Annotated in this window: 23 protein-coding genes and 1 pseudogene; 12 read left to right on the top strand and 12 right to left on the bottom strand. The window is 57.5% G+C overall.

The genetic code is table 11. The features are described 5' to 3' along the window. Positions 1–49: 49 nt before the first annotated feature. From OA238_RS12430 to OA238_RS12415, 4 genes are all read left to right on the top strand, one after another. Positions 50–520 carry a DUF1499 domain-containing protein gene (locus OA238_RS12430; RefSeq protein WP_015495442.1) on the top strand — a complete coding sequence of 157 codons (471 nt, stop codon included), beginning with the start codon at positions 50–52 and terminating at the stop codon, positions 518–520. Then, a complete protein-coding gene (gene prfA, locus OA238_RS12425; protein ID WP_015495441.1) occupies positions 517–1572 on the top strand; it encodes a peptide chain release factor 1 in 1056 nt (351 codons plus the stop codon). Before OA238_RS12430 ends, prfA begins: the two co-directional genes overlap by 4 nt. Next, entirely contained in the window at positions 1569–2399 is an 831-nt protein-coding gene (gene prmC, locus OA238_RS12420) for a peptide chain release factor N(5)-glutamine methyltransferase (protein ID WP_015495440.1), read from the top strand. The genes prfA and prmC overlap by 4 nt, the downstream gene beginning before the upstream one ends. 198 nt (positions 2400–2597) lie before the next feature. After that, on the top strand, positions 2598–3179 hold the full coding sequence (locus OA238_RS12415; RefSeq protein ID WP_044038273.1) for a DUF4167 domain-containing protein: 582 nt from the start codon (positions 2598–2600) through the stop codon (positions 3177–3179). Between the two features lie 142 nt (positions 3180–3321). Here OA238_RS12415 and rsmA read toward each other — a convergent pair whose 3' ends face one another. The 6 genes from rsmA to lptF are packed head-to-tail and all read right to left on the bottom strand — an operon-like array spanning position 3322 to position 10748. After that, positions 3322–4161, bottom strand: a complete 840-nt coding sequence (rsmA, locus tag OA238_RS12410) for a 16S rRNA (adenine(1518)-N(6)/adenine(1519)-N(6))-dimethyltransferase RsmA (protein WP_015495438.1) — start codon at positions 4159–4161, stop codon at positions 3322–3324. 24 nt (positions 4162–4185) lie between these two features. After that, positions 4186–5169, bottom strand: a complete 984-nt coding sequence (pdxA, locus tag OA238_RS12405) for a 4-hydroxythreonine-4-phosphate dehydrogenase PdxA (protein WP_015495437.1) — start codon at positions 5167–5169, stop codon at positions 4186–4188. Positions 5170–5172: 3 nt separating this feature from the next. Further along, a complete protein-coding gene (locus OA238_RS12400) occupies positions 5173–6390 on the bottom strand; it encodes a peptidylprolyl isomerase (protein ID WP_015495436.1) in 1218 nt (405 codons plus the stop codon). Positions 6391–6442: 52 nt separating this feature from the next. Then, the gene (locus OA238_RS12395) at positions 6443–8539 is read right to left on the bottom strand and encodes an LPS-assembly protein LptD (RefSeq protein ID WP_015495435.1); all 2097 of its coding nucleotides are present in this window, start codon (positions 8537–8539) and stop codon (positions 6443–6445) included. Continuing rightward, entirely contained in the window at positions 8539–9633 is a 1095-nt protein-coding gene (lptG, locus tag OA238_RS12390; protein WP_015495434.1) for an LPS export ABC transporter permease LptG, read from the bottom strand. Before lptG ends, OA238_RS12395 begins: the two co-directional genes overlap by 1 nt. After that, positions 9630–10748, bottom strand: coding sequence for an LPS export ABC transporter permease LptF (lptF, locus tag OA238_RS12385; RefSeq protein ID WP_044038271.1), 1119 nt, complete (start codon positions 10746–10748; stop codon positions 9630–9632). Before lptF ends, lptG begins: the two co-directional genes overlap by 4 nt. A 167-nt stretch (positions 10749–10915) precedes the next feature. Here lptF and OA238_RS12380 point away from each other — a divergent pair, with 167 nt between their 5' ends. Next, positions 10916–12385, top strand: a complete 1470-nt coding sequence (locus OA238_RS12380) for a leucyl aminopeptidase (protein ID WP_015495432.1) — start codon at positions 10916–10918, stop codon at positions 12383–12385. A 95-nt stretch (positions 12386–12480) separates the two neighbouring features. Continuing rightward, positions 12481–12939 carry a DNA polymerase III subunit chi gene (locus tag OA238_RS12375; RefSeq protein ID WP_015495431.1) on the top strand — a complete coding sequence of 153 codons (459 nt, stop codon included), beginning with the start codon at positions 12481–12483 and terminating at the stop codon, positions 12937–12939. On the opposite strand, the gene OA238_RS12370 is transcribed toward OA238_RS12375, so the two are convergent. The 3 genes from OA238_RS12370 to OA238_RS12360 form a co-directional block, all read right to left on the bottom strand. After that, complete coding sequence (locus OA238_RS12370; protein WP_015495430.1) at positions 12940–13509, bottom strand: retropepsin-like aspartic protease family protein; 570 nt, start codon at positions 13507–13509, stop codon at positions 12940–12942. A gap of 6 nt (positions 13510–13515) precedes the next feature. Then, complete coding sequence (locus OA238_RS12365; protein ID WP_015495429.1) at positions 13516–14139, bottom strand: MarC family protein; 624 nt, start codon at positions 14137–14139, stop codon at positions 13516–13518. Between the two features lie 113 nt (positions 14140–14252). Next, entirely contained in the window at positions 14253–16109 is a 1857-nt protein-coding gene (locus OA238_RS12360; protein ID WP_015495428.1) for an ABC-F family ATP-binding cassette domain-containing protein, read from the bottom strand. A gap of 107 nt (positions 16110–16216) precedes the next feature. On the opposite strand from OA238_RS12360, the gene ndk reads away from it, so the two are divergent. Then, positions 16217–16639 (top strand): nucleoside-diphosphate kinase, encoded by a 423-nt coding sequence (gene ndk, locus OA238_RS12355; RefSeq protein ID WP_015495427.1) that lies wholly within the window; start codon positions 16217–16219, stop codon positions 16637–16639. 118 nt (positions 16640–16757) lie between these two features. Then, on the top strand, positions 16758–17579 hold the full coding sequence (locus OA238_RS12350) for a DMT family transporter (protein WP_015495426.1): 822 nt from the start codon (positions 16758–16760) through the stop codon (positions 17577–17579). A 7-nt stretch (positions 17580–17586) separates the two neighbouring features. Here the strand turns inward: OA238_RS12350 and OA238_RS12345 are convergent, their stop codons facing one another. The 3 genes and pseudogenes from OA238_RS12345 to OA238_RS12335 form a co-directional block, all read right to left on the bottom strand. Next, positions 17587–18066: a lytic transglycosylase domain-containing protein gene (locus OA238_RS12345; protein WP_051076642.1), complete on the bottom strand. Its 480-nt coding sequence runs from the start codon at positions 18064–18066 to the stop codon at positions 17587–17589. A gap of 60 nt (positions 18067–18126) precedes the next feature. Next, positions 18127–18453, bottom strand: coding sequence for a TfoX/Sxy family protein (locus OA238_RS12340; RefSeq protein ID WP_015495424.1), 327 nt, complete (start codon positions 18451–18453; stop codon positions 18127–18129). A gap of 597 nt (positions 18454–19050) precedes the next feature. Then, positions 19051–20495: pseudogene (locus OA238_RS12335) on the bottom strand (ISNCY family transposase). Positions 20496–20738: 243 nt separating this feature from the next. Between OA238_RS12335 and OA238_RS12330 the strand changes: the two are divergent. From OA238_RS12330 to OA238_RS12315, 4 genes are all read left to right on the top strand, one after another. After that, positions 20739–20981 carry a hypothetical protein gene (locus tag OA238_RS12330; protein ID WP_044036740.1) on the top strand — a complete coding sequence of 81 codons (243 nt, stop codon included), beginning with the start codon at positions 20739–20741 and terminating at the stop codon, positions 20979–20981. A 193-nt stretch (positions 20982–21174) separates the two neighbouring features. Next, on the top strand, positions 21175–22599 hold the full coding sequence (locus OA238_RS12325; RefSeq protein WP_015495422.1) for a circularly permuted type 2 ATP-grasp protein: 1425 nt from the start codon (positions 21175–21177) through the stop codon (positions 22597–22599). After that, positions 22599–23540 carry an alpha-E domain-containing protein gene (locus OA238_RS12320; protein ID WP_015495421.1) on the top strand — a complete coding sequence of 314 codons (942 nt, stop codon included), beginning with the start codon at positions 22599–22601 and terminating at the stop codon, positions 23538–23540. The genes OA238_RS12325 and OA238_RS12320 overlap by 1 nt, the downstream gene beginning before the upstream one ends. Then, complete coding sequence (locus tag OA238_RS12315; protein WP_015495420.1) at positions 23541–24338, top strand: transglutaminase family protein; 798 nt, start codon at positions 23541–23543, stop codon at positions 24336–24338. Positions 24339–24346 lie beyond the last annotated feature (8 nt).

Genomic DNA, 24346 nt, shown 5'->3' with positions numbered 1-24346 from the left:
TCGCTTACACAAGCTGTACACAACCTGTATGCACACATAGGGAATTCGGATGCTTAAGATTATTGTCTTGGGGCTTATTGGCCTGTTTGTGGCCTTTGCGGTTTGGGTGCGCTTGGCGCCGACGGACGCCGCGTTTTGGCACAACCCGCAGCTGCCTGTTATGAGCCCGGGCGAGTATCCAAGCCCGGACAGCTTTGTGTCGCAGCGTGCCGTGGAGGGCGACGGGGTCGAAACACTTGCACGTCTTGACGCGATCATTCGGGCGACGCCGCGCACGATTGTTTTTGCAGGTGCCCTCGATGCGGGAAAGATCACGTATGTGACGCGCAGCCGCGTGATGGGGTTTCCGGATTATACGACTGTTACGCTCGCCTCGTTGGCGCCATTGGAACGAAGTACGCTGCAAGTTTTCGGGCGGCTGCGGTTCGGGAAGTCGGATATGGGTGTGAACCGCACGCGCATACAAGGCTGGCTAGGCGAACTTGACGCACGCACGGGAACGGGTACACCGACGCAATGATACCAAATGACCGCCTTATGCAGATCACTGAACGGTTCGAATTCCTTGAGGCCCAAATGGGCGAGGGGCTAGGCGGCGAGGCGTTTGTTGCCGTCAGTCGCGAGTATGCCGAGCTGCGACCGGTGGTCGAGGTTGTGCGCACGTACCAAGACTTGACGGCAGAGATTGAAGGCGCTGAAGCGATGCTGTCTGATCCGGAAATGAAAGAGCTCGCAGAGATGGAATTGCCGCAGTTGCGTCAACAGCTGCCTGCCGCCGAAGCCGCGGTGAAGCTGGCGTTGATTCCAAAAGATGCCGCTGATGGCAAGCCGGCATTGCTGGAAATTCGCCCTGGAACTGGTGGTGACGAAGCTGCGCTGTTTGCTGCTGATTTGTTGCGAATGTATCAAAGATACGCCGAAAATCGCGGCTGGACGTTCGAGATTCTCGAAGAGAGCCAATCGGAGTTGGGCGGCATCAAGGAAGTGACGGCTCGGATTGCTGGCAACAACGTCTTTGCGCGGATGAAATATGAAAGCGGTGTTCACCGTGTTCAACGGGTCCCTGAGACGGAAAGTGGTGGGCGGATTCATACGTCTGCGGCGACGGTCGCGGTCTTGCCCGAGGCGGAAGATGTGGACATTCAGATCAACGCCAATGACATCCGGATTGATACGATGCGTGCGTCCGGATCGGGCGGGCAGCACGTCAACACGACCGATTCAGCGGTCCGCATCACGCATATGCCCAGCGGGATTGTGGTGACGAGTTCGGAGAAATCACAGCACCGTAACCGCGAGATCGCGATGCAGGTTCTGAAGACGCGGCTGTATGATGCAGAGCGCCAGAAAGTGCACGATGAACGCAGCGCGGATCGTGCTGCGCAGGTTGGATCGGGGGACCGGTCTGAACGGATCAGGACCTATAATTTCCCACAAGGACGGATGACGGATCATCGCATTAACCTGACCTTATACAAATTGGATGCAGTGTTGCAGGGTGATTTGGATGAGGTGATTGATGGATTGATCCAAGACGCGCAGGCAAGCGCACTGGCGGAGATGGGCGGGTGATCGTCCAAGCTGCGTTGGCGATGGCGGTTCAAATATTAAAACAAGCCAAGCTCGAGGATCCGGTGCGCGATGCGCGGGTGCTGATGGCGGCCTGTTTGGACATTCCTTTTGGTCGGCTGACGCTGCATGCGCACGACGAATTTGAAGATGCGCCCGAGGCGGCGTTTTTTGCTGACATTGGTCAGCGGGCGGCCCGAACGCCGGTGTCGCATCTGCTGGGCTATCGCGACTTTTACGGGCGGCGGTTTCAAGTGACGCCCGATGTGCTCGACCCGCGCGGCGACACTGAAACCTTGATTGAGGCGGCTTTGGCCGTGCCGTTTGCAGATGTGTTGGACCTTGGGACGGGGTCGGGCTGTATTCTGGTCACGCTGCTGGCGGAGCGCGGTGCGGTGACGGGCATCGGCGTTGATGTGTCGCCGCGCGCTGTTACGGTTGCAGAGCAGAATGCACTGAGGCTGGGGGTGCAGGATCGCTGTGCGTTTGCGGTCAGCGATTGGTTCAAAGGGGTTGGCGTACCCTTTGATCTGATCGTGTCGAACCCGCCCTATATTGCCTTGGATGAGATGGCGGGTCTGGCACCTGAGTTAGGCTATGAGCCGCGACTGGCGCTGACGGATGAGGGTGACGGGCTGGCGGCCTACCGTGAGATCACGGCGGGTGCCGCTGGGCATCTGCGGCAAGGGGGGTGGCTCATGGTTGAGATAGGACCGACTCAAGGCGGCGCGGTGATCGCCCTGTTTGAGGTCGCTGGGCTGGAGCAGGTAGGGATTCGCGTTGATTTAGATGGGCGGGACCGCGTGGTTGTGGGCAAAAAGCCGCATTAAACGCAGGAATTCATGTTTCCTTCGCAGAAACCACTTGCGATTTATGCCTTGAGCATCATATTCATAGAAGTCGGATGGAGCATGGCCCCTTTGGTCCCGTCTCCGACACACGCCAGAACATCGCAAGCTCGCGTATTTGATTTGTCCCGCATGAGGTGGGGTCGGGCCGCGACCGAAAACACAAACTGGACTTCCTTTATGAAACCTTCTCGATCCCGTTCGCGGAATAAAAGCCGCAGCAACACCCGCCCAACGGGTGGCAATATTATTAGCCGAGTGTTTGACAGCTCCGGTCCTGAAGGCAAGGTGCGCGGAACGCCGCAGCAGATTGTCGAAAAATACGCCCAGCTGCATCGCGATTCTTTGTTGGCGCGCGATTCGGTGAATTCGGAAAATTTTGCGCAGCACGCAGAGCATTACACGCGGATGTTGGCAGAAGCGCAAAAAGAGATTGATGCCAAGCGCGAAGAGCAAGAAAAGTACAACCGTGAGCGTCAGATTGAGCAAGATAAGCAAAATCGTGACCGGCAGGCGGAACGGGATCGCGAGCGCGATGCCCGTTTGAAGGCGCAAGAGGAGGCTGCGGCAGCAGCCCCAGCGCCTGAACCAGCGCCCGTCGAGCAGCCGGTGCAAATCGATGATGGTGATTCTGGATTGGTGGAAACGCCGGAAGAAACCCCTAAGCTGGTAGAAGCCCCTAAAAAACGCCGCACGCGCAAACCCAAGGCCCGGCCCGATCAGCCAGTCGAGGCTGGCCCAACGCCGGACCCTGCAGAATAATTTTAAGGCCCCCAATAGACTGGGGGCCTTTATTGTTTGCGGCACAGAGTTGGTATGCCCGCGCTTATTTCTGGTCGTGGGTGTAGGGGCGCTGCCCCCGACCTTCGGTCGTCCCCGGGATATTTTTGAAGCAATGACCCGATTAGGTCGCTTTGAGGGACCTTGCGAGGGCGCAAAAGCGTTCGACGTCGATCTGTTCGGCCCGATCTGTCGGTTTGATGTTGGCCGCGATCAGATGGTCTTCGATGTCAGGGCTGAGCCCTTTGAGCGAGGAGCGCAGCATTTTGCGGCGTTGGTTAAACGCAGTCGCTGTGATGTGTTGCAACATATTTGCGTCTGCCGGAAAGCGCGGTTCGGCCAAAGCGGTGAGGTGGACCACCGCACTTGAGACTTTTGGCGGTGGTGAAAAGGCTTCCGGTGGCAGGTTCATCACGATTTGCGCGTCTGTGCGCCATTGGCACAAAATTGCAAGGCGGCCGTAGGCTTTGGAGCCTGGGGCAGCCGTGATGCGCTGCGCGACCTCGCGTTGGAACATCAGGGTCAGGCTGTCCCAATAGGGCGGCCAGTCTTGCGGCGTGAGCCAGCGGACCAGCAGTTCGGTTCCGATATTATAGGGCAGGTTGGCTGCGACGCGGATCGGCGGTGTCAGGTGGTCCAGCGGATTGATGTCGAGCGCGTCACCGCACAGCACTGTCAGGCGGTCAGGGTAGGCCGCTTGGATGTCGGCCAGCGCGGGCAGGCAGCGGTCATCTTTTTCGATGGCGAGGATATGGCGTGCGCCCTCTGCCAGCAAACCACGGGTCAAGCCACCCGGACCGGGGCCGATTTCGAGGATGTCGTGGTCTTCGTTGCGCCCCGAAAGACGCGCAATTTTGGCCGTTAGGTTCAGGTCGAGCAGGAAGTTTTGCCCAAGCGATTTGCGCGCGGCAAGGCCGTGGCTGTCGATGACCTGTTTGAGGGTGGGAAGGCTGTCGATGGTCATGATGAGGGGCTCATGTTGTGGTTCTCATGATTGGGGGGCGGTTCTGGCGTGCGCCATGCCAGCGGCCATGCGGATTGCGGCGATCATGGATGTCGCGTCGGCTGTGTCGGTGCCTGCGATGTCAAATGCCGTGCCGTGATCGGGGGAGGTGCGCACAAATGGCAGACCGAGCGTGATGTTCACGCCGCCAGAAAAATCCAGTGTTTTGATCGGGATCAAGGCTTGGTCGTGATACATGCAGATCGCGACGTCATAGGTGGCGCGGGCTGCTGGATGGAACATCGTATCAGCCGACAGCGGGCCGGTGATGTTCAAACCTTCGGCCCGTAGCGCATCAAGTGTCGGGGTGATCATTTCAATTTCTTCGCAGCCAAACTTGCCGCCTTCGCCAGCGTGCGGGTTCAATCCTGCGACGGCAAGGCGCGGTTTCGCAATTCCGAAGTCGCGCACCAATGCTGCGTGGGTGATCAGGATCGTGTCGTTCAGGGTCGCGGCGGTGAGTTTGACCGCGACCTGCGCCAGCGGGATATGGATCGTGGCAGGCACGACGCGTAGCATGTCACTGGCAAGCATCATGACCACGGATGAGCGGCCCGCGAGTGCTGCGAGGTATTCGGTGTGACCGGGATAGGCAAAGTGCGCGCCATCGATCAGCGCCTGTTTGTGGATCGGGGCGGTGCAGAGTGCGGCGCAGTCGCCCGATTGCACCAGCGCGACCGCGTCGGCAATAGAATCGATAACCCCTTGTGCGTGGGTCGGGTTGGGTCGGCCTGCAACGTTCGGGGCACCAAAATCGCGGCGCAGAACCGGAAATGCAGTGGCGGTGATCGCGTCGGCGGCAGATGTAACCGCTTGCCAGTTGGTGCCAGCGGGCAGGTGGGTTGGATCGCCGATCCAGACTAGCGGGATGTCTTTGCCGACAGCGTTCCACGCTGCGACGGCGATTTCTGGGCCGATGCCAGCTGGTTCGCCGCAGCTGATCGCCACAGGTCTGGGCGCGGGTTTCATCCGTTAGTTATACGTGATCGTCGCGGCAGCCCGCAGATCGGCGAGCAGGGCATCTGCGTAGGTGTTCAAACGTTGCGTGCGCAGCTGGCCGCGGATGGTTTCGCGGTCAACGCCGTCGCCCAGTGCGGGTGTGCGACCACACATCATCAAAAACACCAGCGTTTCACCATTGGCGCGGGTCAGCACATAGGACGCTTCGCCTGCGTCGAGTTTGGCAAGTTCCATGGCCACATCCGCAGGGATGTCGGCGGGGGCCAGAACGTCACGGTCGAGCTGCTCTTCGGGCAAGCCCTGCGCGACACCGTAGAGATCATCGCAAGTGTCAACGCGGGCATCAATGCGGCGGGCTTCGGCCAAGCCACGTTCACTGAGACCACCGGCGATGTAAAAGGCAGCGTATTCGATTGCGGCGGGCTCTGGCGCAGCACGGGGCACTTCGCGCACGTCGCGCATCTGGAACAGGGCCACGCCATTGGTGATCGGAAGCGGTGCGGTGATTTCACCGGGTGCGAGATTGAGCAGAAGTCCGCGCAAGCCCGCTGGATAATTCGAGATCGGCAGCCAATCAAGGCGGCCGCCACGGGTTTTGGACGGCAGCGCCGACACGCGGCGTGCCTCGGCCTCGAACGCGGCTGTGGAGGTTAATTGTGCGATGCGGTCGGCCGTGGCGTTGGCCTGCTCCGCGCTCTCCGGCGGGGCGGGAATGATAATTTCGCTGAGCAGAACTTCGATGCTTGAGGAGGCGTCGGATTGCCCGAGGGCAAGGTCGATATCAGCCTCAGAGACTTGCGCGCGATCATTGAAACGCGTCCGGATAAAGTCGCGCCAGCTGACGTTGACGCGGACAAAATCGCGAAACGTTTCTTCCGAGACGCCGGATTGGCCGAGCATGGTGATGAACTGGTCGAGGTCCATGTTCGCGCGGGTGGCAAATTCACCCATCGCGCCAACAAGGCCTTCATCGGTGATGCGCAATCCGGCAGAGTTCAGCGCCGCAAGTTTAAGGCGGTCTTCGATGAGCTGTTCACGCGCGGTGTCTTCGAGATTGCCGGGCGTGCGAAATGTGCCCAGCATGATCACACGCTGATCAATCTCAAATTCGCTTACGACACTGTCGTTGACGGTAATGGCGGGGGCCAACTGGGCCGCCGTCATGACGGGTGACAACATGGCCAAGGTTGTGGCCGATGTAAGGGCGAGTGCAGATATCAGAGCGCGCATCGAAATCCTCGTTTTTTATTAACTTCTCGGGTCGGTTATATCGTCGGTGTCGTCAGCCGGTGCAGCTCGGGCTCGCGGCAGTATTGGTGCGTCCGGCACTAAAGCCGTTTAAGCCAACTGACAGCCCAAAGTCTGTGCTTGGGGTAAGTGTAGTGGAAGACGTGAAGCGGCGCGACACCGAAAAATCAACCGTCACACATTCGTTTTGCCAGCCGATTTGCAGACCAGTGCTGGTGGGCGCATTCCCCCCCAAGTCATAGCGCGCGTCCAGCCCCATGGACCAGATTTCATCGAAGCGATAGGTGGTGTCGATGGTCCATTCACGCACGTCCGAGGGGCGGGATTCAAATGTATCGGCAGGCAGGAAGATATAGCTGGCCGCGAGATCGAGTTTGCGGCTGTTCCAGCCGACGCGGGCTTCGGATTTTGTGACGTCAAAGCTGGCGTTGACCAACAGGCGGCCGTCGATGGCAAAGCCTGAGGGCGCGCGCAACTGCCCCGCGATCAGCCAGTCGGACGCGGTGTCGCGCAGACCAGATTTGAGAGAGAAATTCAGATCGGGCGTTTCGCGAAACACCCGCCCGACGGTCATGGTGCTGTCCCAGCCCGCCGTTCCAATGCGTGTCCATGACAGGCCAGCCGCGCCGCGCAACCCCGTTTCCACAGCGTCTTCGCCGGAAAAGCGTGACAGGGCCAACAGGTTGGCTTGGTCAAATTCGGTGGCGGTGCTGTCTTCATTGGTGACGGTGCCGCCCTGCACATCAGACCAGGCCAATTGTACAAAGGGGTCCACCACATGTGTCGCGCCGTGGCCTTGGCGGATCAGTGGATAGCGCAGTGTGGTTTGGCCAAAGATAATCGTGCGCAGGGTGTCGCCCACAACGCTGTCGTCGCCAACATTGTAATAGTCCAAATCAACGCCGACGGTGCCATCGACAACCAACCCGTAGCGCGTGATTCGATCCCCTTGCCATGCAGTGCCAACACTGGCGCGCGCCACGTCGCGTCCTATCACATCAATATTTGTGTCGCGATAATGGCTTTGCAGATTCGATGTCACTGTCAGCGTCCCGCCCCAGCTTGGTGTGACGCGGCGTTCCCAGCTGATGTCGGCCAGCAGCGGTGGCAATGTGGCGGAATCTTCGGTCGCCCGAAGCGAGGAATAATAGGTCAGAGACGCCTGCGTCAGGTCGCGGTCACGCACCCGTTGCAAAGCGATTTCACTGTCGAGGCGGTCTTTGCCAGAATAGCCGTATTCCAGCAGATAGGCGTCATCGGAAGTGAGCTCGAGGTCAAAGCCCAGCGTTACATCGGATCCGAGATTAAAAAGTCCGCTGGCAAAAACATAGGCGCGCGGGTCGTCCGTTAGATCATCATTGGTCATTGCGGTTTCAATGGAAAGGTCGCCGCGCAGGAAGGCTTGGCGGTAGGCCGCTTCGAGTGTTGTGGTCGATGTTGCAAGATAAGGGGTTAGGGTCAGGTCGCGATGATCGCCCAGCTTGATGAAGTAGGGCAGTTTGAAGCCGGTGCCCAAGGTGTCGGAGGATTCAAAGCTCGGGATCAGCAGGCCGGTTGCGCGAGTCAACGTCGGGTCGGGTAGGCGCATGCGCGGAATATATGCGATTGGCACGCCGGAAATGCGAAAGGTCGCGTCCTCAAAGTAAAGCTGGCGTTGTTCTTGATCGTGAATGATCCGCCGCGCGCGGATTTCCCAGAGCGGCGTTTCACCAGTGGCACAGATATGACAGGACGTGGCTGCAACCTGATACAGCTGCGTAAAGCGGCCATCGACGCGGTCAATCTGGTTGGCGGCCAGTTGCAGTTGTTGATCCAGTACCAACCGTGCGCCGCGCAGGATGCCGTTTTCTAGCTGCGGGTCCAGCGATGCGGTGTCCGCGGTCAGGATTGTGCCATCGGGGGTGACGATGAACACGGGCCCATCAATTGTCAGTCGGTCCGCGGCCTGATCGAACGTGATGCGGCGCGCCGACAGGCGGGTGCCTTCAAAGAAGACTTCGACGTTGCCTTCGGCGATCAATTGCTGACTACCTGCGGGCACAAACACGGTATCGGCCACAAGGGTCGCAGCCGCCTGAGCGGAGGCCATGATCGGCAACAGCGTCAGCAGACACGCAAGAATAAATCGCATCAGCCGTCCTCCAGATGCAGCAACAGGCCAAGGGATGCGGCGATGGCCGCGAGGGGCGGCGCCCATGCCGCAAGACCTGCGGAGATTTGGCCGTTCTCCCCGAGAATTTGCGCGAAATTGCGCAAGAAGAACAGCGCAAAACATATCAGGATTGCAGTCAGGACCATAACGCCCGTGCGCCCGCCGCGTTGGTGGCGCATGGTGAAGCCCGCACCAATCAGAACCATGGCCAGCAAAAAGGCAGGTTGAGCCAGTTCCATTTGAAACCAGACCTGATGGCGGGCGGCCGAAAAACCGGCGACTTCGAGCCGGTCAATGAACGCGGGCAATTCCCAAATCGGAATTGAGGATGGCACGCCGAAACTGTCGCGGATTTGGTCTGCTGTCAGGGTCGAGGGGATGCGCAGGGTGGTGTGGGTTGTTGCCACACTTTCGGCGACGCGACCGCTGTTCAGCGGCCATGCTTTGGCCTCGCTCAATTCCCAAGCGCCTTGCGTCAGGTTGGCAGACGCAGCTTCAATCCGGCGGGTCGGGCCGCCGGTGGGGGGAAACGTGATGAACGTAACATCCTGCAATTGTGTGCCGTCCAGATTGGCGCGGCCTGCGCGAATGACGGTCTGGCTGTTGTCATCGCCCTGACGCAACCACAGCCCGTTTTCGGAGATCGCCAATACGGACGGCCCGTCGGATCGCAATGCGTTCTCGCGGGCCTCGTATTCTTTTAATGTGGCGGCGACGAGCGGGTTTAGAACGCCGATGGCAATCGCCCCAATGATGAGTGTTACGATCAACGGGGCGATAAGCGCATTTAAGGCAGATCGCCCCGCCGCACGAGTCACGATCAATTCCGAGGATCGCGCAAGGCCAAGGAACGTCGTGACTGTCGCCAGCACCATGATGAGGGGTAAAATGGCGTAAATACCGGTTGGAAGGTTCAGAAGGCTAAGCTGAAACATGTCCCCAAGGCTGGCGTCGCCGCCGTACCGACGCAGTTGTTCGACCAGATCGATCAGCAGCATCAGCACAAAGAACCCGCCAAACGTCGCAGCAAACGTCCACGCGAAACGGCGGGCAAAGTAGCGGTGCAATATCATGTGATTGCACCCCGAACGTAAGGTTTAGGGCGGCGCTTGAAGAAATACGGACGCGTCGCGATGTGGAGCAGCATGGCAGAAATCACAACTCCGCCGATTCCCGCAAGGTACACGAATGGCCAAAGGGCCGCGTTTGTGGTTGCGATACTGGTGCCTGTGCCTTCCAAAAGCTTGAGCAGGATCACCAAGCCGACGGCGAATATTATGTTACGCCACAACCCGAAGCGGCTGAAGCCCCCAACGACCAGCGCCGAAAAACCCACAAGTCCGGCCACAAATCCCAAAGCCGCCTGCGCAATGCGATCATGGCCACGCAGTTTCAATTGATCGCCGGTTTGGTTTGTATCGGCAATAGTTTCCGCACTCGGGCGTAGCAGGGCCATGGTGGACAGGCCGTTGACGGAAGTTTTACGCACGGGATCATCGTTCATCAGTGCGCTGACGTTGTAGACAAAATCCTCAAATCGGGTGGTCAGAAGGCGGCTGGTTTCGAGGTTTAGCGTCTGCGTCAACCCGTCGACCATCACCAATTGTGGGCCATTTTCAGTGCGCACAAGATAGGCGCGCGACGCGGTATACGTGGTGCGTTGGGTCGGGCTGGTGGATTCTGAGATGAAAATATCCAGCATTTCACCGCCGGGGGGGAGTTCGCGGATGTAGAATGTCACATCGTCGGTCGGCGTAAGAAATTCACCGGGGGTTAATAGTCGCGCGGTCATGGTTTGCGCAATCTCCGCTTGGCGCGTGATCAGTCGTTCGGTCGACAGTGGCACCAGAATATTGGTCAGGATAGACATCAAGACTGCCACGATGACGCCGAACACAATGACAGGGCGCGCCAGACGGAACGGCGAATAGCCCGTGGCCTGCACCACCGTAAGTTCAGAATCTGATGACATACGGTTGGTGACGTAAACCGCGGCCACAAACGCCGACAGTGGTAATACGATCCGGATGAGACTGGGCAGGGACAGCGACGTCAGTTCAAGAAACACCCATGCAGATTGGCCATCGGCAATCAGGCGATCAAACAGCCGCACGGCTCGATTGATCCAGTAAATCAGTACCAGAATGAGGGAAAAGAACCCAAAGAATACAAGTAGTTGGCCCAGCATATAGCGGTCAAATCGCGCCACGCGTGCATCCCCCCTTGTTTGACGCCCAAAGCAATGCCCCGTTGCTAGCGCATTTGACCTGTGGACCCAAGTGCTGACTGGCTTTTGGGTGGGGGGCAAGCTAGCTATTGCCCAAACGTGAAATCCCCAACCCGAACAGGTGATCTATGACTGAACTTGCAACACTGAAAATCTCTGAAACCAACCTTGAAGAACTGACCACCCACGCTGGTGCGATTGCGGTTTTCGCCACTCCGGACCGCAAACTGGACGCGGCGGCGCGCAAGGTGAACGGATTGACCAAAAAGGCCGTTACGCGGGCGACTGAAAGCGCGCAGTTCGAAAAAGCCAAAGTCGGTGACGCGATGACCCTGTCGTTTCCGGCAGGGATTGCTGCGACCAAGGTGATCGTGGTGAAGTTAGGACGCAGGCCATCGGTTGCGGACGCGCGCAAAGCGGGGGCGTCCATCGCCAAGGCGCGCGGTGAAGACGATGTGCTGATCATGGGCGGCGACATTGGCCGTATGGAAGACGTCGCCACGGGAACCGCGCTGCGCAGCTATGCGTTTACGCCGCACAAGACAGGCGACAAGGACGCGCTTGGCGCGATTGAGGTGATGGTCACAGCGCCCCACGATCTGCAAGCCGCAGCCGACGTTGCGATGGCCGTGGCGCAGGGCGTTGTTTTCACACGTGATTTGACGAATGAGCCTGCGAATGTACTGACCACAACTGAATTTGCTAACCGTCTGGTTGAGCTGGAAAGCCTTGGCATGACGGTCGAGGTTCTGGAAGAAGACGCGCTGGAAAAGCTTGGGATGGGGTCGTTGTTGTGTGTCGGTCTCGGGTCCGCGAGCCCATCGAAAGTGGTGGTGATGCAGTGGAATGGTGGCGGCGATGAAGCGCCGTTCGCATTGGTCGGCAAGGGCGTCGTGTTCGACACGGGCGGAATTTCGATCAAACCTGCTGCGGGCATGGAAGATATGACCATGGATATGGGTGGCGCGGGCGTGGTCGCCGGTGTCATGAAGACGCTGGCGCTGCGCAAAGCCAAAGCGAATGTGGTCGGGCTTGTCGGGCTGGTTGAAAATATGCCGTCTGATCGCGCGACGCGGCCCGGTGACGTGGTCACATCCATGAAGGGCGACACGATCGAGGTCATCAACACCGACGCCGAGGGGCGTTTGGTTTTGGCCGACGTGGTCTGGTACGCGCAGGAACGGTTCAAGCCGACAGGTGTGATCAATCTTGCGACCCTGACGGGCGCAGTGATTGTAGCGTTGGGCCATGAAAATGCTGGTGTGTTTTCCAACAATGACGAATTGACCAAAGGGTTTATGAAAGCGGCGAACGCAGAGGGTGAGGGCGCATGGCGGATGCCGATGTCGGCGGCCTATGATGCTGCCCTAAAAAGCCGGATTGCCGATGTGAAAAACGTCGGCGGGCGCGATGCCGGATCGATCACAGCTGCGCAGTTCATCAAGCGGTTCATCAAAGATGACATGCCGTGGATCCATCTGGATATTGCCGGTGTGGCGTCTGTGAAGACTGAAACCGCGCTGGCACCAGCGGGGGCAACGGGCTGGGGCGTGATGGCGCTTAATCGTTTCATCGCGGACGGTTATGAGGTGGAGTGAAGGTGGAATATGCTTGCCTACATTGCCACCCCTGACCTGTCGCTGTGTTTGGACGCGCAGGTGATCCGATATTTGTTTGAAACGGGATTAACTTAATGGGTGCCGCCTACTTTTATCATCTGACCAGCGCATCGGTGGAACAAACCCTGCCGATGTTGCTGACAAAATCCCGCAGTGCGGGATGGGTGGTTGATGTGCGCGGGCGCGACAGGCCGGCTATGGAACGGCTTGATCAGGCGCTTTGGGGCGGTCCGGCAGAAGGGTTTTTACCACACGGATTGGCAGGTGGCGACCATGACGCCGAGCAGCCGATATTGCTGACCATCGGGACGGGGGCCGCCAATGCGCCAACCTGTTTGATGTCGGTGCATGGTGGCGACATCAGCGCTGACGAGGTGCAAGCGGCAGAGCGGACCTGTGTGCTGTTTGACGGGCACGACGGCGATGCCTTGGCGCATGCGCGCGTGCAGTGGAAAACCCTGACGGACGCAGGTTGTTCGGCGCAGTATTGGAGCCAGGATTCGGGGCGTTGGGAAAAGAAAGCCGAGAGGTAGCTAGTGGCTCAAAATCAACATGTCGCGACGGATTTCGATCGATTCGAACCTGCTGAGGTAAGACATGCCCAGTAGCGAGCTTTCCATTTGGCCGCTGTTGACGCTGGCGCGCACCCGCGTGTCGCTGATGTCGCCAAGAACGACACGGTCCAGCCTGACGGGCGCGGTTGCGACGTCGCCGTTCGCGGTCTGAGCGATGCCAATATAGGCGAGGGTATCAGGGTTCAGACCGACGCGGGCCGCATCTGCCTGATTTAGCACAACTTGACTTGCGCCTGTATCAACCAAGAAATCCACGTCTACCCCGTTGATCTGCAAGGTTAATCTGAAATGGTTGTCGCGGCCTTTGGGAACTTCAACGCGGGCTTCTGTGAAGGTCGCTTGGGGTTGAAAATAACTGCGGCTGATTTCGTCCCAGCCACCGGCGCCAAAGATGAAGCCGCCAAAAATCAGCACCCAGATCAGGGCGTTGCGCAACCGCGCAGATTTCAGAAGCGAGCCAAAGAGCGACAGGGCCAGTATGAGCAGCAAGGCGATTGCAATGATTTGTCCAACATCCATACCCAACATATAGGGCTAGCTTCCCAAACCAAAAGAGCCGAGCCCGTCGAGAACGAATTGCACTGACAGAGCGGCCAGTAACATGCCCAACAGGCGGGTGACGACCGTGATGCCGGTTTTGCCGAGCAACCGTTCGATGGTGCTGGCGCTGAGAAACATCAAAAACACCAACGCGATTATTGCCAGAAGAACGCCCATAACGGCGGCGTAGCCCTTGGTGCCGTCGGTTTGGCCGACCAGCAGGATGATCGTGGTGATCGCGCCGGGACCGGCAATGAGGGGGATCGCAAGGGGGAACACCGAAGGGTCGTCATCGTCGATGTCGTCTTCTTCGGCGCGGCCTTCACGACGCTTTTGGCGACGTTCAAACAACATCTCCAGCGCTGTGAGGAACAACAAGATACCGCCCGCAATGCGGAAGGCCGGCATCGAGATGCCTGCGAAATTCAGGATGTTGTGGCCGAATATCGAGAACACCAGCAAGATGCCGATTGAAACGAGGCAGGCGCGAATTGCGATGGCGCGGCGTTTCTGGACTGACATTCCAGAAGTCAGCGCGACAAAAAGCGGCGCCAGGCCGATGGGGTCGATAACGACGAACAGCGCCACGAAGGCGGTGATGAGGAATTGCGGGTCCATGACAGCGATCCTTTACGAGCGGCGCGTGGATCGCAAGGTTTGGACGCGCCGCGGGGGATATTTAGAAGACAAAGGCACAGCCAAGACGAACAAGATTTAAGGCCTGTCTGTCTTTAAGGCTTGTCTGCGGAGTCCAGTCTTTCTAGGGCGATCATCCACAGGCTTTCGGCCTTTTTCAAGGCTTCGCGAATCTCGGCGTATTTGCGGTTCCATGTTTCAAGTTCACCGACGCGGGCGTCCTCATAGAGCGCAGGGTCGGCGAGCTTTTTGGACAGTTTATCGGCCATATCATTGATTTTATTGACACGGTCTTCGCATTTGCGCACGTCGCCCTTCATCGCATTCAGCTGTTCGCGCGACGCTTTGGGCTTTACGGGTTTTGGTGGCTTGGCCTTGTCGGCTTTGCGGGTGTCGGGCGTTAACAACATACGGCGGTAGGCCGGAAGGTCGTCGTCGTAGGTGGTGACGCGGCCGTCTTTGACCAGCCAAAGGCGATCTGCAACCAGCGACAGCAGGTGCATGTCGTGGGAAACCAGAATCACAGCGCCTGTGTAGGCGGTCAGGGCTTCCACAAGGGCTTCGCGCGATTCGATGTCGAGGTGGTTGGTCGGTTCGTCCAAAATCAACAGATGTGGCGCGTCGATGGTGGCCAACAACAGCGATAGGCGGGCCTTTTGACCACCCGACAGGCGGCCAACTTCGGTGTCAGCCTGATCGGCGCCAAGGCCAAATCCGGCAAGACGTGCGCGAAGGCGCGCTTGGCCTTCGGCGGCGCGTTCGCGGATCAGGTGTTCCAGCGGGGTTTCGTCAACGTAGAGTTCGTCGACTTGGTGTTGGGCAAAGAAACCGATGCGCAATTTGTTGGACGACGAGAACTTGCCACCCATCTTTTCAAGGCGGCCCGACAGCAGTTTGGACAGCGTCGATTTGCCTTCGCCGTTGCGCCCGAGCAGCGCGATGCGATCGTCTTGATCGATCCGCAGGTCGAGTTTATCGAGCACGATTGTGTCACCGTAGCCCACGGACACGCCTTCGGTCGCGATGATTGGCGGTGACAGTTCTTCGGGCTTAGGGAAGGTGAAGACAGTGCGCGCCGCGTCTTCGGGCGCGCGGATTGTTTCCATCTTTTCAAGCGCTTTGACGCGCGACTGGGCCTGTTTGGCTTTCGATGCCTTGGCTTTGAAGCGATCAACAAACGCCTGCAAGTGGGCGCGTTTAAGGTCTTGTTTCTTGGCGGCAGAGGCAACCAACGCACGCTTTTCGGCACGCTGTTTGATGAACATGTCGTAGTTGCCAGTGTAATAGATTAGGCCCTTGTCTTCGAGGTGCAGGATGCCGCCCACAGAACGGTTCAGCAATTCGCGGTCGTGGCTAACGATGAGGACCGTGTGGGGGTATTTCACCAGATAGTTTTCAAGCCACAGCGCCCCCTCAAGGTCGAGGTAGTTTGTCGGCTCGTCGAGCAGCAACAGGTCGGGTTCGCTGAACAAGACGGCCGCAAGGGCGACGCGCATACGCCACCCGCCTGAGAACGCCGAGCAGGGTTGCAGTTGTTCTGGCGCGGTAAAGCCCAGACCCTTGAGGATAGAGGAGGCGCGCGCTTCGGCGGACCATGCGTCAATATCTGTCAGGCGGGTCTGAATGTCGGCGATGCGGGTCGGGTCGGTGGCAGACTCCGCCTCCGCCAGCAGATCGACCCGTTCTACGTCGGACGCGAGCACGGTGTCGAGCAGCGACACTTCGTTGCCGGGCACCTCTTGGGAGACACCGCCGATTTTCCAGCCCTTGGGCATGGAGATTTCGCCCGTGTCCAAGACCATTTCGCCGCGAATGATGCGAAACAGCGTGGTTTTACCCGTTCCGTTACGTCCAACAAGGCCAACCTTATGGCCAGTCGGAATCGTGACGGTGGTGTTTTCAATCAGGGTACGGCCCTGCACGGAATATGTGATTTCTGAGATGCGTAACATTAGAGGGCATTGCCACGGTGCGGGGCGGCGGTCAATCAGGTGTTTTCAAGGGCAGGGGGTCATGCTAGCACGCGGCCAATTCAATCAACCTAAACGAGGGACCTCCCATGGCTATCCAGCGCACATTCTCGATCATCAAACCAGACGCCACAAAGCGTAACCTGACAGGCGCGATTGCCGCCAAATTTGAAGCAGCAGGCCTGCGTATCATCGCATCCAAGCGCATTCAGCTGTCACTGGCTCAGGCACAAGACTTTTACGGCGTCCATTCAGAGCGTCCGTTCTTTGGCGAATTGACCGAATTCATGATTTCTGAGCCAATTGTTGTTCAGGTTCTTGAAGGCGAAGACGCAATCGCGAAAAACCGCGAAGTTATGGGCGCAACAAACCCTGCCGACGCAGCAGACGGCACAATCCGCAAAGAATTCGCCCTGAGCATCGGTGAGAATTCCGTGCACGGGTCCGACGCGCCTGAAACGGCTGCCGAAGAAATCGCTTACTTCTTTTCCGGTCTTGAGCTGGTCGGCTAAGCCACCTAGCATTTAAGATTAAGGGCCCTGCTGGAGCGATCCGGTGGGGCCTTTTTTGGTTTATGACCACGTTTTATGATCCTGCTTTAGACCCCGCGTTCATTCAAGGACCTGCTGCATGCCGCTTTTCGGGCTTATCGCTGTTGTGATGATAAACTTTGCCGCCAATTCGGTGCTGAGCCGCGCGGGGATTTATGTTTTCGACATGGACACCTTGCTGTTTTCGGGCATTCGGCTGGCGTCGGGGGCCGCGATGTTGGCGGTTTTGGTCAGTTTGCGCGGCGGGTGGCCGAGGCTGGACCGCAACCGCGGCCTGACGGCGGGTGCGCTGTTGATTTATTTAGTGCCGTTTTCGCTGGCCTACCTGACGTTGCCGTCGGGCGTGGGTGCGTTGATCTTGTTCGGGGTTGTGCAAATCACGATGTTCGCTGGATCGGCCATGGCGGGCGCGCATCCCACACGTCGCCAATGGATTGGTATGGGAATCGCGATGACGGGACTGAGTTGGCTGCTTTTGCCGTCGCAGACATTGGCGCTAGACGGGCTAGGCGTTGCGTTCATGGCATTGGCAGGCGTCGGCTGGGGTGTGTTTTCGCTGCGCGGACGCGGATCGCGCGATCCCTTGGGCGATATGGGGATAAGCTTTGTGGCGTTGCTGCCTATTGCGCTGGTGTTGATGGTGTTGGGCGGCGGTTGGTCGCTGTCTGGCGTTGTCGTGGCGGTCCTATGTGGTGGCGTGACGTCGGGCCTTGGCTATGCGCTGTGGTACCGCGTTTTGCCACAGATCGCGGCAACAACAGGGGCGGTGGCGCAGTTAAGCGTGCCGGTCATTGCGATAATTGCAGGCGCAATTTTGCTGGGGGAGGTCATCACGTTTGATATTGTGATGGCGTCCGTCGTGGTGCTGGGTGGGATAGGGGTCGCGGTGATACGGCGCTAGAGAGGTCCTAGCAGTGGCGGCGCACTTCGCTGTTGCGCAGTCTGGTTTCAACCAAGAGGCAGCGATCGCGAGCTTCGTAATAATAGCCGCGGGCGTACCATCCGACGGCTGTGTCGATGTCTCCGTCTGACACAAGCCACGCGCCGCGCAAATAACGGCCCGCGTATATTAAATTGGTTTCCGGCTCGAGCAATTCGTCTGGAGCGCCAGAAAAGCCCATACCGCGCGCGGTTTGCGGCAGAATTTGCATCAATCCGTAGTAGGGCCCGTTGCGTGCACGCGGGCGGTAATCACTTTCGCGCTGGATCACGGCGTGTAGCAGGTCTTCGGGGATGTCATTGATTTCTGCGTATTTCACGATCAGTGATCGCATGTGTCGCGTTTCATTCGGATAAAGGGCTGCTTGGGCAGCCGCCTGCAGTGCTGGCTCGCGGGCTTGAGAACACGCGCTCAGCGCAAGGCAGAATGTCAGCAGGAGATGTTTCATAGCAGCAAGCATAGTGGTTCGGGGCTGAACGCAACAGTGGATCGATTGCGACCGCGCGATTTATTGCCGATCAATCAGGCCAAACTGATCCATGAAGGCATCCAGTTCAGACTTTTCTGTGTTGAAATGTCTGGCTTTCAGGGTATCAAATGCGCGGCGCAGCGCCTTCTTTTCTTCGCCTTTACAGTCGTTCCAAGGGCGACCCTGCAATGCCATGTGCAAAGCATAATAACCGATGAAATGTGGGCGGTTGCCGGTCTGCAGCAGACGCGCATATGCAGCGTCGGCACCCATATCATGCAAGGTTTCCGCCGTCATGATGCCGGCGGCGTTGTACAACGCTTCTGTTGCGGGGCCGATGTTTCTGATGGTTGAAATTGCTGCCATTTCCAAACCCTACAATGGGGTCGAAAAAAGGACCAGTGGGCGCGCGGCGGCGGTGAGGGAGGACACCGGTGCTGGCGCGTTCACTGATCGGTTTTTCCGCAACCTGACATAGGGGTCAGCGGCGCAGACGTAAAACTAGATGCTCGCGAAGTCTTTGAAGACGACGGGCTTGGGTGGTTCTGGGCGGTGACGCGTACCAATGGGCGACGGTTTGGGGGCCGATGGAAGTGGCGCTGGGGGATGCGTCGGCATGGTGCGTTTCCTTTTTGCCTTTGATCTCTGCCTCATGACGGTTGAAGGACCGTCTGGATATGGGCCTCTTGGCGGACCGTGCATCCCTTAAAGCGCGCGAAGATGGTTCTGAGGCGGCGCTAATGTGGCGTAAATGGGGCAATTGTTTCCGCAAGCAGCACAATAACGTGATTGGACGCTCAAGAACGGGGCATTCTGGGTGTCGATTTGGGGGCTGATGTTGCAACCAAGTTGAAATGTCCGCCTCTGTGCAAAGTAGAAATGTCACACTTGGTGGTGTGGTAGCATGGCTGGGCTGGGTGGAGACCTCACACATCGCAGCCCTGACCAGCCATGCGGTCGGGGTTATTCTGCAGCATGTTTTGACGCCGCTGCTGCCTTCTCCTTCGCACGTTTAGCTAGCTTTGAGTTCCAGCCATCATTGCGCTTTCCAGTGGGTTGATAGCGCGTTGTTTGCTTGCCGGCGCGGCGTTTTTTTGGAGCCGCTTTGTCCTGTTCGGCTTTGATATGCTCCAGGACCGCGCTGAGATGTTTGTTCTCGGTGATCGCCGCATGTGTCACGCGCTGATCCTTGTCGAAGACCGTGTAGGGGATTGAAACACCTTTCCAGCGGACCTCAAATCGCCCATCCGGGAAGGCAAACGTATCCACATATTTGCCCGGCAAATCGCGCGTCATCTCATTCTCGGCAAGAATGATGCGTTGGCGTTCATAGGAGAACGCAAGTTGAGCCCCGACGAGACGTTCGTCTTGGAGCGCGAACACATCTCGCAGTCGATCGGGTTCGATGTTCATGGGCCGATGCAAGTTGTCAGCGCGGCGCGGGACCTTTGCAAACTTGACGTTATAGCGGTCCGTAAAACTGGGCAGAAACACATTGGCGGCGTCCATATCCGAGATGCCTGCAAGCCTGAGCTCTTTGACCAAACGGTCCTGTAACGTGCGATTGGCGCGCTCGACGCGGCCCTTCGCCTGCGAGCTGTTTGCACAAAGAATCTCGACGTTTAGCGCGTTCAACGCCCGACCAAACTGCACCTCTCATCGTTTGCAAGCAAACGACTGTCGGTCAGTGGTCATTCCATGCCCGGATTTGGCGGATTGATTTGCCACACGAAACACCGTGTGCTTGTCAGAATAGAAAGCAACCGGCCGGCCATGTGCCGCAAGATACAAATCGAGCGCCTCAAAATAACTGAACGTGCTCTCAGACGTCACAAACCGCAGCTGCATCAACGTACTGGTCGCATCGTCCATTGCCCGGCAGGCGATTGCGCAGCAATCTGCCGAGAGGGGATGAACACGAGCAGGGTGCATCGCGGACCGCGACCCTCAAACCAATGGTGATCAGATCCATCGATCTGGATCAGTTCGCCGAAGCATTCCCGACGCAAACGAGGCTGATGGAACGTGCGGCGCTGTTTGCGGCTCAACCAGATCCCGGCGTCCTGCATCCACTTGCGCAACGTCTCACGCGAAACCTTCAAGCCATGATCCTCGGCCAGCTTCTCAGCTGCAAACGTGGGCCCAAAATCGATGTAGGTCTCGCGAACCAGTGTCACCGCAAACCCACGCACCGCTGGGTCGATCCGGTTGTTCGATCTTCGGCCGCGCGCTTTGTGGCGGATCGCAGCGGGACCATCGGTCTGGAAATCCCTCAGCAATCGATGCACTTGTCGTCGGCTCAGTCCCAACACGTTGGCCGCGGTCACAGCCGTCATCCGGCCTTGTGTCACTTGGCTCAATACTTCAATGCGGTTCAGCTCACGTTCGCTCATAATCACCAGTCCCACAGCCACACTCCAATCCTGCTTCAGACAGGGAAGTGTGCCATTTCTACTTTGCAGATGTGGGACATTCTAACTTTGCGCGTACAGCTGATCTGTGGATAACTTATGTTATGTTGATATTCGATCTAGCTTCACAACTAAATGTCATACCAAAGTCTACATACATACATACAGACCGCCTCGCTGCCGCATGTGGTCGAGAGTCACATAGATGACCTGCTTGGTGGAATAATAAGTAATATTTTTTTGAAAAATCTGCCTTGGATCGCGCCGACTGTGGCCATATTGGCTGTCGGGTCCGGATTTCTGGACCGCATAAACATTTCATTTGATGGTGCAGATCAAGACGTGGCCGAGGCGCTGGACGTTGAACCTGTCGATCTCGCCACTGCTGTGATCGCCGCTGTAGGACCGATGTCGAATATCGTGCTGACTAACACGCTGAGCGATAGCCGTGTCGATTTCGACGTGATCCTCGAAGAGCTGTAAAACCTTTTGAATATTGCAAAACGCTCGGCCTGGGTGTCGGGCGTTTTTGTAGTGCTGCTTTTTGTGGCAGATCCATAATTATGATTGTTTTGAGGGGTGATTGGCGGGGCCGTCATCCCGAACAAAATTTAAATCTGGACCCAACGCGCTGTCGTGGATTGCACACCGGCAAGGTTTGAGTATTGTGATCGCCATGGTTAAAACGAGTACTTTTTTCGATGAGATGCGATCTGGCAATGGTGCGCGCGATCCGTATACCAAGTATGACGCGTGGTTTGCCCAGCAGAACAACGAACGCTTGGCGCAAAAGTCCGCCGAGGCTGATGCGTTCTTTAGGCGTACTGGTATTACGTTCAATGTCTATGGCCAGTCTGACGCAGAAGAACGGCTGATCCCGTTCGATCTGGTTCCGCGCATCATCTCGGACAAGGAATGGACAAAGCTGTCCAAAGGCATCGAACAGCGCGTCTACGCGATCAACGCGTTTTTGCATGATATCTACAACCGTCAAGAAATTTTGCGGGCTGGTATTGTGCCGACCGAACTGATTGCCAACAACGATGCGTTCCTGCCGCAGATGATGGATTTCACGCCACCGGGCGGGATTTATACCCACATCGTCGGCACCGACATCGTGCGTACCGGACCTGACGATTTTTTCGTGCTTGAAGACAACGCACGCACCCCGTCTGGCGTGAGCTATATGTTGGAAAACCGCGAAACTATGCTGCAGATGTTCCCCGAACTGTTCGCGTCGATTAAGGTTAAGCCGGTCAGCGATTACCCGAAAAACCTGCGCCGCGCCCTTGAGGCATCAGCGCCAAAATCGTGCGAAGGGCGGCCCTGTGTGGTGGTTCTGACGCCGGGGATTCACAATTCGGCCTATTACGAACACAGCTTTCTGGCGGACCAGATGGGTGTTGAGCTGGTTGAAGGCCATGATCTGAAGGTCGTGGACGGCCATATCGCCATGCGCACGACGCGCGGCTACAAAGTCATCGATGTAATTTATCGCCGCGTGGATGATGAATTCCTTGATCCATTGACGTTCAATCCGACGTCGATGTTGGGCGTTCCCGGCATCATGGATGTCTACCGTACGGGCAATATCACGATCACCAACGCACCCGGAACCGGTGTCGCGGATGATAAGGCGATCTACAGCTATATGCCTGATATTATAAAATTTTACACAGGTGAACGTGCGATCCTGAAGAGCGTTGAGACGTTTCGTTGTTCGGAACCGGATACGCTGAAATATGTCCTCGATAATCTTGCTGATCTGGTTGTCAAAGAAGTGCACGGGTCGGGTGGCTACGGCATGCTTGTCGGGCCAGCGGCGACCAAAACAGAAATTGCTGACTTTGCGATAAAGCTGAAAGCGCGTCCGTCAAATTACATCGCGCAGCCAACGCTGGCGCTGTCGACTGTGCCGATTTTCACCGATGCAGGGCTTGCGCCGCGCCATGTCGATTTGCGCCCGTTTGCGTTGATGTCGCCGAAAGGCGTGAGCATCACGCCGGGTGGTTTGACGCGGGTGGCGTTGGCCGAAGGGTCGCTGGTGGTGAATTCATCGCAAGGCGGCGGCACCAAAGATACGTGGGTATTGGAAGACTGATGCTGGGAAAAACTGCAGGTGGTCTGTACTGGATGTTCCGTTATCTTGAGCGGGCGGAGAACACTGCGCGCTTGATCGAAGCGGGGTTTCGCATTGCGCTGACACGGTCCGACGACGCCGAAGCCGAATGGAAGTCGGTTATTGTCACGCTCGCCAGTAACACCAAGTACAAGACCAAACATGAAAGCTACGACAGCACACAGGTGGTTGATTTTCTGTTGCGTGACGAAACCAATTCCGGTTCGGTTTTGTCGATGGTAAAAGCTGCGCGCAACAACGCCCGCCTGACCCGCACAGCCCTGACGTCCGAAGTCTGGTACGCGATCAACGACACATGGATGGCGTTAAAAGACTTGCTAAAAGACCCGATCCCCGAGACCGAGCTTCCAGCCGTTCTGGCAACGATCCGCCAGCAATCGGCATTGGTGCGCGGCGCGTTGGTGGGGACGATGTTGCGCAACGATATGTATCATTTCTGTCGCCTTGGTACCGCACTTGAACGGATGGACAACACGGCGCGGATCATTGACGTTAAATACTACGCGCTGCTGCCGTCACCTGCGTTTGTGGGCAGCAAAATGGACAATGTGCAGTGGGAAACCTTGCTGCGGTCGGTGTCGGCGCACCGCGCGTTCCGATGGGCCGTTGACGATGATTTTGCAGCCCCTGCGATTGCGAAGTTTTTGATTTTGGATGGCCGGATGCCGCGATCGTTGGCGTTTTGCGCTGGTGAAATTACCAAGAACCTTGGTCATTTGGCGAACGACTACGGTGAGAAGCTCGGCTCAAACGATCAAGCGGACGCGCTTCAGGCGTTGTTTAAGGGCCGCGATATCGGGTCGATTTTTGAAGAAGGTCTGCACCAGTTTGTGAGCCGTGTCATTGCTGACACGTCGCAATTGGCGGGCCAAATCGAAAGGGACTACCGGTTCACCGGCTAAATGAAACTGCACATTAGTCATAAAACAGACTACGCCTATAGTGCGCCTGTCGGATACGCGCTGCAAAAAGTGCGCTTGCGGCCGCTGTCAAATCCACAGCAAACGGTGCTGGATTGGACGAACACCGTCACGGGCGGCAAGATCGAGACTGGATACCTTGATCATTATGGCAACCATGTCGATCTGTGTAGCATCGATTCGGGCGGGCAATCCTTGACGATTTTTGCCAGTGGAACGGTTGAAACCATGCCGTCTAATGGCGTTTTGGGAATGGTCTTCGGGCGCGCACCGCTTTGGCATTTTTTGCAGCCAACTGATAAGACGATGGCAGGTGACGGGGTCAAGGCGCTGGCAAAGCTGATCGATCAAGACGGTTCGGTTCTGGACGGATTGCACGCAATGTCTGCGGCCGTGCTTAGCGCTGCACCCTATACAATTGGGGCGACTGACGCGCAGACCAGTGCTGAAGATGCGCTGCGCATCGGGGCAGGGGTGTGTCAGGATCACGCACAGATTTTCATCTCTGCGGCGCGGGTCGCGGGTATTCCGGCACGTTACGTCAGCGGCTATTTGATGATGAACGAAACCGTTGACCAAGACGCCAGCCACGCATGGGCCGAAGCGCATATCGACGGGCTTGGTTGGGTCGGGTTTGATGTTTCCAACGGATATTCCCCTGATGAACGCTACGTGCGCATCGCCACTGGGCGTGACGCAAGCGACGCGTCGCCGATCAAAGGTTTGCGCATGGGCAATGCCGATGAGAGCCTAATTGTATCTTTGCAGGTGCAGCAGTAAAGACAAAG

It is taken from the genome of Octadecabacter arcticus 238, from assembly GCF_000155735.2.
In the GTDB taxonomy this organism is placed as follows: domain Bacteria; phylum Pseudomonadota; class Alphaproteobacteria; order Rhodobacterales; family Rhodobacteraceae; genus Octadecabacter; species Octadecabacter arcticus.
This window is presented reverse-complemented; position numbering and strand designations above follow the sequence as displayed.

What these genes read in the sequence shown, in the direction of transcription:
- OA238_RS12430 (WP_015495442.1), top strand. Translation starts at nt 50, where the DNA reads ATGCTTAAGATTATTGTCTTGGGGCTTATTGGCCTGTTTGTGGCCTTT.
- prfA (WP_015495441.1), top strand. Translation starts at nt 517, where the DNA reads ATGATACCAAATGACCGCCTTATGCAGATCACTGAACGGTTCGAATTC.
- OA238_RS12415 (WP_044038273.1), top strand. Translation starts at nt 2,598, where the DNA reads ATGAAACCTTCTCGATCCCGTTCGCGGAATAAAAGCCGCAGCAACACC.
- rsmA (WP_015495438.1), bottom strand. Translation starts at nt 4,161, where the DNA reads ATGACCATCGACAGCCTTCCCACCCTCAAACAGGTCATCGACAGCCAC.
- pdxA (WP_015495437.1), bottom strand. Translation starts at nt 5,169, where the DNA reads ATGAAACCCGCGCCCAGACCTGTGGCGATCAGCTGCGGCGAACCAGCT.
- OA238_RS12400 (WP_015495436.1), bottom strand. Translation starts at nt 6,390, where the DNA reads ATGCGCGCTCTGATATCTGCACTCGCCCTTACATCGGCCACAACCTTG.
- OA238_RS12395 (WP_015495435.1), bottom strand. Translation starts at nt 8,539, where the DNA reads ATGCGATTTATTCTTGCGTGTCTGCTGACGCTGTTGCCGATCATGGCC.
- lptG (WP_015495434.1), bottom strand. Translation starts at nt 9,633, where the DNA reads ATGATATTGCACCGCTACTTTGCCCGCCGTTTCGCGTGGACGTTTGCT.
- lptF (WP_044038271.1), bottom strand. Translation starts at nt 10,748, where the DNA reads ATGCTGGGCCAACTACTTGTATTCTTTGGGTTCTTTTCCCTCATTCTG.
- OA238_RS12380 (WP_015495432.1), top strand. Translation starts at nt 10,916, where the DNA reads ATGACTGAACTTGCAACACTGAAAATCTCTGAAACCAACCTTGAAGAA.
- OA238_RS12375 (WP_015495431.1), top strand. Translation starts at nt 12,481, where the DNA reads ATGGGTGCCGCCTACTTTTATCATCTGACCAGCGCATCGGTGGAACAA.
- OA238_RS12370 (WP_015495430.1), bottom strand. Translation starts at nt 13,509, where the DNA reads ATGTTGGGTATGGATGTTGGACAAATCATTGCAATCGCCTTGCTGCTC.
- OA238_RS12365 (WP_015495429.1), bottom strand. Translation starts at nt 14,139, where the DNA reads ATGGACCCGCAATTCCTCATCACCGCCTTCGTGGCGCTGTTCGTCGTT.
- OA238_RS12360 (WP_015495428.1), bottom strand. Translation starts at nt 16,109, where the DNA reads ATGTTACGCATCTCAGAAATCACATATTCCGTGCAGGGCCGTACCCTG.
- ndk (WP_015495427.1), top strand. Translation starts at nt 16,217, where the DNA reads ATGGCTATCCAGCGCACATTCTCGATCATCAAACCAGACGCCACAAAG.
- OA238_RS12350 (WP_015495426.1), top strand. Translation starts at nt 16,758, where the DNA reads ATGCCGCTTTTCGGGCTTATCGCTGTTGTGATGATAAACTTTGCCGCC.
- OA238_RS12345 (WP_051076642.1), bottom strand. Translation starts at nt 18,066, where the DNA reads ATGAAACATCTCCTGCTGACATTCTGCCTTGCGCTGAGCGCGTGTTCT.
- OA238_RS12340 (WP_015495424.1), bottom strand. Translation starts at nt 18,453, where the DNA reads ATGGCAGCAATTTCAACCATCAGAAACATCGGCCCCGCAACAGAAGCG.
- OA238_RS12325 (WP_015495422.1), top strand. Translation starts at nt 21,175, where the DNA reads ATGGTTAAAACGAGTACTTTTTTCGATGAGATGCGATCTGGCAATGGT.
- OA238_RS12320 (WP_015495421.1), top strand. Translation starts at nt 22,599, where the DNA reads ATGCTGGGAAAAACTGCAGGTGGTCTGTACTGGATGTTCCGTTATCTT.
- OA238_RS12315 (WP_015495420.1), top strand. Translation starts at nt 23,541, where the DNA reads ATGAAACTGCACATTAGTCATAAAACAGACTACGCCTATAGTGCGCCT.